This is a genomic window from Planomonospora antibiotica (assembly GCF_014647955.1).
Taxonomy (GTDB): domain Bacteria; phylum Actinomycetota; class Actinomycetes; order Streptosporangiales; family Streptosporangiaceae; genus Planomonospora; species Planomonospora parontospora.
In genome coordinates this window covers 218353-229364 of sequence record NZ_BMQE01000008.1, presented here as the reverse complement: position 1 = coordinate 229364, position 11012 = coordinate 218353, and the positions used below count along the sequence as shown (strand labels likewise).

Annotated in this window: 12 protein-coding genes; 5 read left to right on the top strand and 7 right to left on the bottom strand. The window is 72.6% G+C overall.

Features of this window, described 5'->3' with window-relative positions; all coding sequences use genetic code 11:
- On the bottom strand, positions 1 to 248 hold a 248-nt coding region (locus tag IEZ06_RS36205), incomplete at its 3' end, for a hypothetical protein (protein WP_229797928.1).
- A 517-nt stretch (positions 249 to 765) separates the two neighbouring features.
- On the opposite strand from IEZ06_RS36205, the gene IEZ06_RS10735 reads away from it, so the two are divergent.
- Complete coding sequence (locus IEZ06_RS10735; RefSeq protein ID WP_189236519.1) at positions 766 to 1470, top strand: thermonuclease family protein; 705 nt, start codon at positions 766 to 768, stop codon at positions 1468 to 1470.
- A gap of 11 nt (positions 1471 to 1481) precedes the next feature.
- Here the strand turns inward: IEZ06_RS10735 and recQ are convergent, their stop codons facing one another.
- Entirely contained in the window at positions 1482 to 3365 is a 1884-nt protein-coding gene (gene recQ, locus IEZ06_RS10730; RefSeq protein WP_189236518.1) for a DNA helicase RecQ, read from the bottom strand.
- A gap of 146 nt (positions 3366 to 3511) precedes the next feature.
- Between recQ and IEZ06_RS10725 the strand changes: the two genes are divergently transcribed.
- Positions 3512 to 3658, top strand: a complete 147-nt coding sequence (locus IEZ06_RS10725; protein WP_189236517.1) for a hypothetical protein — start codon at positions 3512 to 3514, stop codon at positions 3656 to 3658.
- 139 nt (positions 3659 to 3797) lie between these two features.
- On the opposite strand, the gene IEZ06_RS10720 is transcribed toward IEZ06_RS10725, so the two are convergent.
- Positions 3798 to 4901 (bottom strand): serine hydrolase domain-containing protein, encoded by a 1104-nt coding sequence (locus IEZ06_RS10720; RefSeq protein ID WP_189236516.1) that lies wholly within the window; start codon positions 4899 to 4901, stop codon positions 3798 to 3800.
- 88 nt (positions 4902 to 4989) lie between these two features.
- Positions 4990 to 5961 (bottom strand): RNA polymerase subunit sigma-70, encoded by a 972-nt coding sequence (locus IEZ06_RS10715; RefSeq protein WP_189236515.1) that lies wholly within the window; start codon positions 5959 to 5961, stop codon positions 4990 to 4992.
- A gap of 391 nt (positions 5962 to 6352) precedes the next feature.
- Between IEZ06_RS10715 and IEZ06_RS10710 the strand changes: the two genes are divergently transcribed.
- Positions 6353 to 7387 carry a polysaccharide deacetylase family protein gene (locus IEZ06_RS10710; protein WP_229797927.1) on the top strand — a complete coding sequence of 345 codons (1035 nt, stop codon included), beginning with the start codon at positions 6353 to 6355 and terminating at the stop codon, positions 7385 to 7387.
- 27 nt (positions 7388 to 7414) lie between these two features.
- On the opposite strand, the gene IEZ06_RS10705 is transcribed toward IEZ06_RS10710, so the two are convergent.
- Positions 7415 to 7729 (bottom strand): MmcQ/YjbR family DNA-binding protein, encoded by a 315-nt coding sequence (locus tag IEZ06_RS10705; protein ID WP_373293836.1) that lies wholly within the window; start codon positions 7727 to 7729, stop codon positions 7415 to 7417.
- A 275-nt stretch (positions 7730 to 8004) separates the two neighbouring features.
- Here IEZ06_RS10705 and IEZ06_RS10700 point away from each other — a divergent pair, with 275 nt between their 5' ends.
- The gene (locus tag IEZ06_RS10700; RefSeq protein ID WP_189236514.1) at positions 8005 to 8769 is read left to right on the top strand and encodes a poly-gamma-glutamate hydrolase family protein; all 765 of its coding nucleotides are present in this window, start codon (positions 8005 to 8007) and stop codon (positions 8767 to 8769) included.
- Between the two features lie 57 nt (positions 8770 to 8826).
- On the opposite strand, the gene IEZ06_RS10695 is transcribed toward IEZ06_RS10700, so the two are convergent.
- Positions 8827 to 9546 (bottom strand): TetR/AcrR family transcriptional regulator, encoded by a 720-nt coding sequence (locus IEZ06_RS10695; protein ID WP_189236513.1) that lies wholly within the window; start codon positions 9544 to 9546, stop codon positions 8827 to 8829.
- Positions 9547 to 9615: 69 nt separating this feature from the next.
- Here IEZ06_RS10695 and IEZ06_RS10690 point away from each other — a divergent pair, with 69 nt between their 5' ends.
- The gene (locus IEZ06_RS10690; RefSeq protein WP_189236512.1) at positions 9616 to 10182 is read left to right on the top strand and encodes a peroxiredoxin-like family protein; all 567 of its coding nucleotides are present in this window, start codon (positions 9616 to 9618) and stop codon (positions 10180 to 10182) included.
- A 130-nt stretch (positions 10183 to 10312) separates the two neighbouring features.
- On the opposite strand, the gene IEZ06_RS10685 is transcribed toward IEZ06_RS10690, so the two are convergent.
- Complete coding sequence (locus tag IEZ06_RS10685; RefSeq protein WP_189236511.1) at positions 10313 to 11008, bottom strand: response regulator; 696 nt, start codon at positions 11006 to 11008, stop codon at positions 10313 to 10315.
- Positions 11009 to 11012: the final 4 nt, after the last annotated feature.

Here is an 11012-nt window from a genome sequence, read left to right as displayed (position 1 = left end):
GACGACCGACGCCTACGCGCCGTCGTCGACAGGGCGAACGTTGCCTGATGCGGCACTAGAAAGATCTCGTCCATCCGATCGGTGTCCAAGGTCCCGCGCATCGCGACCTGGAACCAACCTCGTCCCTTGATCGGATCGGCGGTCGCCACGGCGATCCGATCCACTCCGGTCGCGCCCCTGACCCGTTTCCCTCCCTGGCCCGCTTCCTGGTCCCGCAGCCGGGTCACCGCGGTCACCGCCTCGATCAACCAGTCCGGATTCGCCCTCGCCCTCGTATCCACTCCCTGTATCTCGCATCTCCGAAGGGAGTCGTTACGACCGGCGAGGCATCCGACGGCATCAAATTCACCATAGGTTCTAGCCGGATCCTCGTGATTTCCAGCTGTGCCAGCCTTCATGCCTGGTTCAGTGGGCGGACCGCGTGACTAGGACTTCCCGCCTTGGGACGGCAGTCATCACATCCGACAAACGTCCCTTCCCAAGGTTCCCGCCCTTCACCTGGACCGATCCGCAGATCGGCGGACACGCCCGTCCTGCCAGCCAAATCACATCAAGGTGATTACCCTGGTGAGGCACGGGGGTACTTAATCCCTCGGCAATGGGGCCGGGGCCGCGCCCCTCCTTCGGGAGGGGCGGGACCTCTTCGCCGTGTCCGGGTCGCCGGGACCACCGGGGGGACTGCTTGCAGCGTTCCAGGATCGGTCGTCGTGCGTCGTGTCCGACCCGTTCCGCGCGTCCGGCCCTCCTTCTAGTGAGAGGTTCTCTGTGCGACGCGTTCTCCGGTTGTCCCTTCCGGTCGTCACCGCCCTCGTGGCCCTTCCCCTGACCGCCTCCCCGGCCGCCGCGGCCGGCTCGGCGGGCCTGCCGAGAGGCGTCCAGAAGGCGAAGGTGGTGCGCATCGTGGACGGTGACACGATCGAGGTCAGGTTCGGCAAGAGCAGCCGGACCGTCCGGGTGCGCCTGCTCGGCCTCGACACCCCGGAGTACGGCCGGTGCTGGTTCGACTCCGCGACGGAGCGCGCCCGCACGCTCCTGCCCCCCGGCAGGACCGCCTACCTGCTGCGGGACCGGGACTACAAGGACCACTACGGGCGCCGCCTGTTCTACGTCTACAACCACCGGGGCCTGTCCGTGGCCCGCAACCTCATCCGCTACGGGTACGCCAAGTCGCTGCTGTACCGCAAGAACGACCGCTACATCAGGACGATGCGCCTGGAGGAGGCCCGGGCGCGCAAGCGGCGGCTGCGGATCTGGTCGGGCCGGTGCGACAGCAGCAAGGACCTGGTGGCCCCGCTCCCCGTCGAGGCCCGGACGGCGGGCTACGCGGGACCCGGCTGGTCTCCCGACCCCCGTTTCCGCACCTGCAGGTCGGCGGTCTCCGCGGGCTTCGGGCCGTACGAGCGCAGCGTCCACCCGGAGTACGCGTGGTATCACGACGCCGACCGCGACGGGCTCGTCTGCGAGCGCTGAGCCCCTGGCGGTCAGAGCTCCAGCATGTCCTGGACGTGGGGGGCGCCGGAGGCGAGCACGTCCAGGATCTGCTGGCCGTATTTCTCCAGCTTGTTCTCGCCGACGCCGCTCACCCGGCCGAGCTCGGCCAGGGAGGACGGGGAGTCGGTCGCGATCTGGCGCAGGGTCGCGTCGTGGAAGACGACGTACGCGGGGATGCCGCGTTCCTTGGCGGCGGCTCCGCGCCAGGCGCGGAGCCGCTCGAACACCGGCACGGCCTCCTCGGGCAGCTCCGCCGCCGGGGACGAGCGGCGGCCGGAGGCGCGGGCCTCGGCGCGGGCCGCCCGTTCCGGGTCGCGGCGGAGCGGCACCTCCCGCCGCCGGGCCAGCACGTCGGCGCTCGCGTCGGTGAGCGCGAGCGTGCCGTGGTCGCTCTCGACGGTCAGGAGCCCCCGGGCCAGCAGCTGGCGCACCACGGCGCGCCACTCGGACTCGTTCAGCTCCGTGCCGACGCCGAAGACCGTCAGGGAGGCGTGGCCGTGCTGGACGACCTTGTCGGTCTCCCGGCCGAGCAGGATGTCGATGACATGGCCCGCGCCGAAGCTCTGTCCCCGCTCGCGCCTCAGGCGCAGCACGGCCGAGAGGAGCTTCTGCGCGGCGATCGTGCCGTCCCAGGTCTCCGGCGGCGTGAGGCAGGTGTCGCAGTTGCCGCAGGCGCCGGACTCCTGGCCGAAGTAGGCGAGCAGGTGGACGCGGCGGCACTCGACCGTCTCGCACAGCGCCAGCATGGCGTCGAGGTGGGCGCTCAGGCGGCGGCGGTGGGCGGCGTCGCCCTCGGAGGTGTCGATCATCCGGCGCTGCTGCACGACGTCCTGGAGCCCGTAGACCATCCACGCGGTGGACGGCAGGCCGTCGCGGCCGGCCCGCCCGGTCTCCTGGTAGTAGCCCTCGATGGACTTGGGCAGGTCGAGGTGGGCGACGAACCGCACGTCGGGCTTGTCGATGCCCATGCCGAACGCGATGGTGGCGACCATGACGAGGCCGTCCTCGCGCAGGAAGCGCGCCTGGTGCTCGGCGCGGGTGCGCGCGTCGAGCCCGGCGTGGTACGGCAGCGCCTGGACGCCGTTCTCCGCCAGGAACGCGGCGGTCTTCTCCACCGAGGCCCGGGACAGGCAGTAGACGATGCCTGCGTCACCGGCGTGCTCGGTGCGGAGCAGCTGCAGCAGCTGCCGCCGGGGCTCCCGCTTCTGCGCGATGCGGTACTGGATGTTGGGGCGGTCGAAGCTCGCCACGAAGTGGCGGGCCTCCCCCAGGTTCAGCCGGGCCGCGATCTCCGCGTGGGTGGCCTCGGTGGCGGTGGCGGTCAGCGCGATGCGCGGCACGTCGGGCCAGCGCTCGTGCAGGGCGGACAGCGCCAGGTAGTCGGGGCGGAAGTCGTGTCCCCACTGGGCCACGCAGTGCGCCTCGTCGATGGCGAACAGCGCGATCGAGCCGCGGTCGAGAAGGCCCAGCGTCGCGGAGGTGCGCAGCCGCTCCGGCGCCACGTAGAGCAGGTCCAGCTCACCGGCGAGGAAGGCGGCCTCGACCTCGCGGCGCTCCTCGTGCTCCTGCGTGGAGTTGAGGAAGCCCGCCCGCACGCCGAGGGCCGTCAGCGCGTCGACCTGGTCCTGCATGAGCGCGATCAGCGGTGAGACGACGACGCCGGTGCCCTTCCGCACGAGGGCGGGGACCTGGTAGCACAGCGACTTGCCGCCGCCGGTGGGCATGAGCACGAGCGCGTCGCCGCCGGCGACGACGTGGTCGATGATCTCCCGCTGCCCCTCCCGGAACGAGTCGTAGCCGAAGACTCGGCGCAGCACGCGCGACGCGTCGTCTGCCTCGGGGCCGCTCTGAGGGGAGCCGTGCGGGGAAGTCATCACGTCATTCTAGGAGGATCAGGACGCCCCGGCGGAGGACCCGCAGACCTGTGGACGACGCGGGCGGCCGCCCGCGGAGCTGTGGACGCATGACCGGGACGATCACGGGTAGTCCCCGCTGGCCCCACCGGACGGAAGGACTTCGCGTGCTCACTCTCATCCTGCTGATCTTCGCCCTCGCCTGTTTCCTGCTGGCCGCGTTCGGCATCGGCGGCGCCCGGATCAACCTCCTCGCGCTCGGCCTGGCCCTGTGGGTGCTGAGCGAGCTGATCCCGAGGATCGGCGACCTCTGACCGCGGGCCCGCCCGGGGACCTGCGGGGGCGTCGCCGCCCCGCGGGTCCCCGGAGCCGGCCGCGCCGGCCGTACCGGGTCCTGCGTCGGAGCGCACCCGGAACACGCGCCGGATCGGGTCCTCCGCCCCGCCCAGGCGGTCAGCCCTCCTGGAGGACGAGCCGGGCGATCCGCTCGACGGTGCCGAAGTCACCGGCCGAGGCCCGGTTCTTCATCACGCCGACGCTGATCCCCGTGGCGGTGTCCGCGAAGGCCGCAGTGCCCCCGCTGCCGACCATGCCGAACACGGTGGGGTCGAACCCCCCGGTCAGGCCGACCGAGTAGCCCAGCGCCAGGGTGGCGGGGTTGCCCGCGACCTCGTCCACGCCGCTCACCGCAGGGGAGGACAGTTCGCGCAACCGGCCGGCGGAGACGAGCTCCCCGTTCAGCAGCGCGTCGTACATGCGGGCCACCGCGCGGGCGGTCATCGTGGCGCCCGCCGGGATGTCGGAGGTCAGCACGTCGGCGCGGTTGCTGAACGCGGCGTCCGGCATCGCCGCCAGAGGAGCGGCCGTGTAGCCGCCGACCACCCTGAAGAACGGGATCTGCGCCATCACCTCGGCGGGCAGCTCCATCGGCGGCCCGGCGTCCTCGATCCTGGCCAGCCGGCCGAGCTCGGACTCGGGCACGCCGAAGAACAGCTCACCCGCCACGCCGAGCGGCCCGGCCACCTCCTCACGGAGCACCTGCGAGATGGGCTTCCCGGTCACCCGGCGGACGACCTCCCCCAGGATGTAGCCGTAGGTCTGCGGGTGGTAGCCGAACCGGGTGCCCGGCTCCCACCACGGCTCGGCGGCGGCGATCGCGGCGCACATCCGGTCCCAGTCGCACAGGTCCTCGGGCGTGGTGTCCACCGGCACCCCGGGCACGCCGGTCGCGTGCGTCAGCGCGTGCCGTACGGTCGCCTTCTCCTTGCCGCGGGCGGCGAACTCCGGCCACACGTCCGCGATCCGGGTCTCGTAATCGAGGGCCCCGCGCTCGGCCAGCACGTGGACGACGGTCGCGGTCACGCCCTTGCCGGTCGAGGTGGCGTAGACCGAGGTCCCGGACGTGAACGGGCGGCCCGTCTCCGGGTCGGCCACTCCCGCCACCGCGTCGGCCAGGAGTTCGCCGCGCCGGTAGACGGCGACCTGCACGCCGCGTTCGGCCCCCGACTCCACCAGCTCTTCGATGGCGGCCTGCACGTTCTTCTGGAGATCGGACACGATGCTTCCCTTCTCTCATGACCTGTCCCCCATGAGACGAGGGCGGCCCGGAAAAGGAATCGGTCCTCCGCGGATCTTCTCGGACCGGTCAGAGTGAGGCCGGCAGGCCGAACGGGGCGAACATCTCGTCCCCGAACGTGGTGATCTGGGTGACCAGCCCGTCCTCGACCCGCAGGACTCCCAGCCAGGAGGGCGAGAAGCAGGTCTCGCCGGCCCGGCGCAGATAGGCGGCGGCCGCGGGCTGGCGGTTGGCCCGTACGGCGAGCACCCGCCAGTCTCCCCACGCCTCGGGCCCGACCATCGCCGGGGTCCAGGCGGCCACGAACGTCTCCAGCCCCTGCAGCCAGATCGGCGCCGGCGGCATCGCCTGCCAGACGTCGGCCCGGAGCACCTCGGTGAGGATGGACGGGTCGGCCTGCTCGACGGCGTCGATGTAACGCCGCAGGACGGCTCGGTCCTCCGGGGTGGGGCCGGCGGAAGCGGCCCATTCCAGCCGCCGCGCGGGCAGGTGCCTCCTGAGGACCGGCCTGGCCCGCTGCAGGGCGCTCTTCACCGCGGCGACGGTCAGCTCCAGCGACTCGGCGGTCTCCTGCGCCGACCAGCCGAGCACGTCGCGCAGGATGAGCACCGCCCGCTGCCGGGGCGGCAGGTGCTGGATCGCGACCAGGAAGGCCAGCTCGATCGTCTCGCGCTCGATCACCAGGTCCGCCGCGTCCAGCAGCTCGTCGGGGTACGGCTGGAGCCAGGGGACCAGCCCCGGGACGGGCGGGTCGAGTCCGGGATCGGCCCCGGCCGGCGCCGGGCGCGGCTCCGGGCGGCGGGGGTGCGCCCGGAGGTGGTCCAGGCAGGCGTTGGTGGCGATCCGGTACAGCCAGGCCCGCAGGCCGGTCTCGTCCCGCAGGGTGTCCCGGCGGCGCCAGGCCCGCAGGAGCGTCTCCTGCACCAGGTCCTCGGCCTCGTCGAAGGAGCCGAGCATCCGGTAGCAGTGCACGTGCAGCTCGCGCCGGTGCGCCTCGGCGCGCTCCGCGAACCCGTCCGCGATCGCCCTCTTCCCCGCCATGACCGGGATCCTAGCGATTTCTCCCCGGTCGGGCCGGACGGTCCCGGACGCGGGGGTGGGCCCGGCTGCGGACCGGGAGCGCACCGCGCCCACCGGCACGGGGACCGGATGTCGCCGAGCGGCCGTCGGATGAATGAAACTTTCGAGTCCCGTTTGCCGAAGTCATCTCAGCTCAACACGGCATTAAGCGATTGATTGATCTGAAATGTTTCAGATCAACGTTGACATGTTTCAGAAGCCGTCCCCAGAATGAGTGCCCGGGCAGAGATCTCCCGCCTCCGCACCGGTGGCCGGCGAAGCGGGCGCGGTTCAGCACGATCGCCCCCTGCCGTGCCCGTCCGGTCCCGTGTCCCCCCATGTCCCCGATCAGTGTTCCAGTGGAGGAACAACCGTGATCGACACCATCTCCCCCCGCGGCACCCGCCTCTCCCGTGTCCGGAAAGCGCTCGTCACGGGCGCCCTCACCGCCCTGGCCGCCGGGCTCGTCGTGGCGCTGCCCTCCTCCGCCGGCACCGCCGCGGCCGCCGACTGCAGCGCCGGGTACGTGGGCCTGACCTTCGACGACGGCCCCAACCCGGGCACCACCACCAACCTGCTGAACACGCTGAAGGCCAACGGCCTGCGCGCCACGATGTTCAACACCGGGCAGAACGTGCAGAACAATCCCTCACTGACCAGGGCCCAGCAGGACGCCGGCATGTGGGTCGCCAACCACAGCTGGTCGCATCCCCACCTGACCCAGCTGGGCGGCTCCCAGATCCAGTCGGAGCTCCAGCGGACCCAGCAGGCCGTCCAGCAGGCCACGGGAACCGCGCCGAGGCTGTTCCGGCCGCCCTACGGCGAGACCAACTCCACGGTCAGAGCCGTCGAGCAGCAGCTCGGCCTCACGGAGGTCCTCTGGGACGTCGACTCCCAGGACTGGAACAACGCGAGCACCTCGCAGATCGTGCAGGCTGCCGGCCGGCTGCAGAACGGCCAGGTCATCCTCATGCACGACAACTACGCGACCACGATCGCGGCGATCCCCCAGATCGCCGCGAACCTGCGCAGCCGCAACCTGTGCGCCGGCATGGTCTCACCGTCGACCGGCCGGGCCGTCGCACCGACCGGCAGCACCCCGACGGCGACCCCGACGGTCACGCCGACCGGCAACCCCGGCGGCTGCACCGCCACGATCTCGCGCGGCCAGCAGTGGGGCGACCGCTTCAACGCCTCCGTCACCGTCTCCGGCAGCGCCTCCTGGACCGCCACGGTGACCGTGCGGAGCCCGCAGAAGATCATCGCCACCTGGAACGGCAGCCCCAGCTGGGACTCCAGCGGCAACGTCATGACGATGCGGCCCAACGGCAGCGGCAACACCTTCGGCTTCACCGTCATGCACAACGGCAACCAGGCCCTGCCGTCGGTCTCCTGCCGGGTCGGCTGACCTCGCCGCGTCCCTGACGGCGCCCGGCTAGTGTCCCGCCTCGTGGGCGGCGACCAGCTGCCTGGGCGCCGTCAGGCACCACGCCTCGGTGACCAGCTCGAACAGCTCGTCCGCGTCGATCCCCGCCAGGCGCACCACCACCCAGCCGAACCGGCCCGCGGTGAACTGGGGCTCGAAGACCTCCGGCCGCTCCGCCACCAGCGCGATCTGCTCCTCGATCGTCGCCTTCAGACCGACGGTCTCGGTCCGCTCCCACAGGTAGCCGAACCCCTTGCCCCGCACCTTCAGCGCGATCCAGTCACCGCCGGGGGTCTGCTTCACCTCCGGCAGCCGGTCCAGCATCTCCAGGAACTCGTCAACGCTCACACCCATGGCCCAGACCTACCAGAGCGCTCCGACATTTCCCGTTCCGCCGGACCCCTCCCCTCGGCCCGCGCGGCCGCCCGGGCCGGAGGAACGGAAGGGCGGAAGGGCTGGGCCCGGCGTGTCGGACCGGCCGGACCGACACGCCGGGCCGCAATCCGCTCTCGTCGGCGGCCACCGCTTAACCTGCACGGGAAGGCGCGCGACGACCTGTCCGCACGCCGTTCCACCGGAGGCGACCGCAGGAGGCACCGATGCCGCGAACGGGTACCCGGATCGGCGCCGTCCTGCTCGTGAGCAGTCTGGCACCGGCTCCGACCGCCGCTCCCGTGTACGCGCACGGTGCTCTCGCGTACGCGCACAGCGCTCCCGCCGGACCCGCGCAGACCCGCCCCGCGGACAAGTACACCGGCTACGCCCAGCTCGCCGCCCACGAGACCGAGGGCAGGGACTATCGGCGCGAGCAGCGTTTCCCCCGCGGAGCGCGGGTGGCCCACATCGCCGTCCACGGAGGCGCCATCGAGCCGCCGACGACCCAGCTGGCGAACCACTCCGCCCGCGCCGGCCGGCACGCCTACTACTCGTTCACGGCCGTCAAGCCCTCCGGCAACCGCGACCTGCACATCACCGCCGACAGGTTCGACGAGCCGAAGGCGCGCAGGCTGGTGGCCCGGGTCGACTACACCGTCGCCTGGCACGGCGCGGCCGGAGCCAGGGCGACGACCTACATCGGCGGCCGTGACACGGAGCTGATCAGGAGGATCGCCGCAGAACTGCGCGCCGCGGGCTTCACCGTCGCCAGGTCGGTTCCCGCGGGCCTGCGGGGCAGGAGCCCGGACAACATCACCAACCGGAACCGGCGGGGCAAGGGGGTGCAGCTGGAGATCAGCCTCGGTCAGCGGAAGCGGTTCTTCACCGGGGGACGGCTGGACCGCGCCTGGATCGGCGATCCGGACAACCGCACCGGGGCGTTCCACGCCTACACCGCCGCGGTCAACCGCGCCCTCCCCGGCTCCTGAGCGGACCGGCCCCCTGCGGCCGGGCACCGGACGGACCCCTCGGGGCGGCGCCTCCGGTCAGCCGCCGGCAGGCCCCTCCGCGCAGCCGGCAGGCCCCTCCGCCCGGCCCGGCCCGGGGTGCCTTCCCGGCGCCGTCCCCTCACACCCGCAAGCCCGGCCCGGCCGGTCCCCGCCCATGCCGCGCAGCATCATGGCCAGGCCGCCGTGGAACTCCTCCTCGGCACCGACGAGCCGCGCGCAGCCCGCGGTCTCGGCCAGATGGGGGAACGCAGCCGGGGGCAGCCCGGCCATGGCGGCCGTGCCCTCGCCCGACAGCGGGCCCAGATGCTCCAGCTGGATCGCGCCGATGACGTAGCTCAGCAGGCCCCGCAGGGCGATGACCCGTTCGGGCCCCTCGAGACCCGCCTCGGCGAGGACCGCGAGCACCGCCTCCGACCAGCGCAATATCCCCGCCGAACGGTGGCGGTGGGTCATCGTCAGCGGCACGGCCTGCGGGTGCGCGCCCACGCGGTCACGCATCCTGCCGACCAGGGCGGCGACCCGCTCACGCCACGCCCCTTCGGCGGGCGGGGAGACGTCGACGCCGTCGAGCACCAGCTCGACCACGAGTCCCTCCAGCTCCCCGCGGTCGTCGACATAGCGGTAGAGCGCCATCGTGCTCATGCCGAGCTCCGCCGCGACCGCGCGCATCGACAGCGCCGCGAGCCCGTCGCGGTCGATGACGGCGAGGGCGGCGGCTGCGATCTGGTCCCGGTTGAGGGAGCGAGGGCGTGGCATGGCGAACGAAAGTGTACGGCATACGCTTACAATCGTAGGCGTATGCCGTACACCTAAGAGGGAGCTCCCATGCGCCTCCAGCCAGGCTCCACCGTCCCCATCCGCGAACTGCCCGCCGTCAACGGCCACGCGGCCGCCGTCCCGGACCCGGAGCGCCTGGTCCACCTGCAGTTCCGGCGCTTCGCCGGCTGCCCGCTCTGCAATCTGCACCTGCGCTCCTTCGTCACCCGCCACGCCGAGATCGAAGCGGCCGGCGTCCGCGAGGTGGCGGTCTTCCACTCCCCCGCCGGGGAACTGGCCGAGCACGCCGCCGGCCTGCCGTTCGCCGTCGTCGCCGACCCGGACAAGAAGCTGTACGCCGAGTTCGGCGTGGAGTCGGCGCCCCGCGCGCTGCTCGACCCCCGGGTGTGGGGGACGGTCGTCCTGGCCGTCCTGCGCGGCCTGGGGCGGATCGCCCGCGGGCGGGACCGCGCACCGGCCGCCCGGCCGCACGGAGGACGGCTCGGGCTGCCCGCCGACTTCCTGATCGCCCCCGACGGCCGGGTGGTCGCGTGCAAGTACGGCGAGCACGCCTACGACCAGTGGCCGGTCGACGAACTGCTCTCCCTGGCGGCAGGCGGTCTCCGTTCCCGATAGGAGCGGCGTCCTCTCCCCGCCGCGGGAGGCGCCCGCAGGGTCCGGACACTCAGGGAAGATCGCGGGGGCGGACCTCCGGGCGAAGACCGCCCGCCGTACGCGCGTCCGGCACGGCGTTCGGCGGATCCCGTCACGGCCGCGGAGACTCCCGGCCGGCGGGCTCGATCAGGCCGCAGTCGTAGGCCAGGACGACCACCTGCGCGCGGCTGGTCAGGTGGAGCTTGCTCATCAGCCGGTTCAGATGCGTCTTGACCGTGGCCTCGCTCAGCGACAGCACCTCGGCGATCTGCCGGTTGGACATGGCCTGCCCGACGAGCCGGAGCACCTCGACCTCGCGCGCCGTGAGCGGGGCGAGCGCCTCCGGACGCGCACCGGGCTCCGCGCGCGGACGCGCGGCCGGCGTGTCACTGAACGCCTCCACCAGCCGCCTGACGGCGTTCGGGGCGAGCAGGACGTCTCCGCCGGCGACCGTCTGGACGGCGGCGATCAGGCGTTCGGGCGGGGTGTCCTTGAGGAGGAAGCCGCTCGCCCCCAGGCGCAGCGCGTTGTAGACGTACTCGTCGATGTCGAAGGTGGTCAGGATCAGCACCTTCGGCGCCTGGGGACCGCCCGCCGCGAGGATGCGCTCGGTCGCGGTGATGCCGCTGATCCCGGGCATCCGGATGTCCATCAGCACGACGTCGGGCCGGAGCTCCGCCGCGAGGTCCACGGCCTCCTCACCGGTGGCGGCCTCCCCGACGACCTCCAGGCCCGGGGCGGCGCGGATGAGCGCGGCCAGCCCCGCGCGGATCAGCACCTGGTCGTCGACCACCAGTACGGTGACCATTCGC

What these genes read in the sequence shown, in the direction of transcription:
- recQ (WP_189236518.1), bottom strand. Translation starts at nt 3,365, where the DNA reads ATGACTTCCCCGCACGGCTCCCCTCAGAGCGGCCCCGAGGCAGACGAC.
- IEZ06_RS10715 (WP_189236515.1), bottom strand. Translation starts at nt 5,961, where the DNA reads ATGGCGGGGAAGAGGGCGATCGCGGACGGGTTCGCGGAGCGCGCCGAG.
- IEZ06_RS10705 (WP_373293836.1), bottom strand. Translation starts at nt 7,729, where the DNA reads ATGCTGGACCGGCTGCCGGAGGTGAAGCAGACCCCCGGCGGTGACTGG.
- IEZ06_RS10700 (WP_189236514.1), top strand. Translation starts at nt 8,005, where the DNA reads ATGCCGCGAACGGGTACCCGGATCGGCGCCGTCCTGCTCGTGAGCAGT.
- IEZ06_RS10695 (WP_189236513.1), bottom strand. Translation starts at nt 9,546, where the DNA reads ATGCCACGCCCTCGCTCCCTCAACCGGGACCAGATCGCAGCCGCCGCC.
- IEZ06_RS10690 (WP_189236512.1), top strand. Translation starts at nt 9,616, where the DNA reads ATGCGCCTCCAGCCAGGCTCCACCGTCCCCATCCGCGAACTGCCCGCC.
- IEZ06_RS10685 (WP_189236511.1), bottom strand. Translation starts at nt 11,008, where the DNA reads ATGGTCACCGTACTGGTGGTCGACGACCAGGTGCTGATCCGCGCGGGG.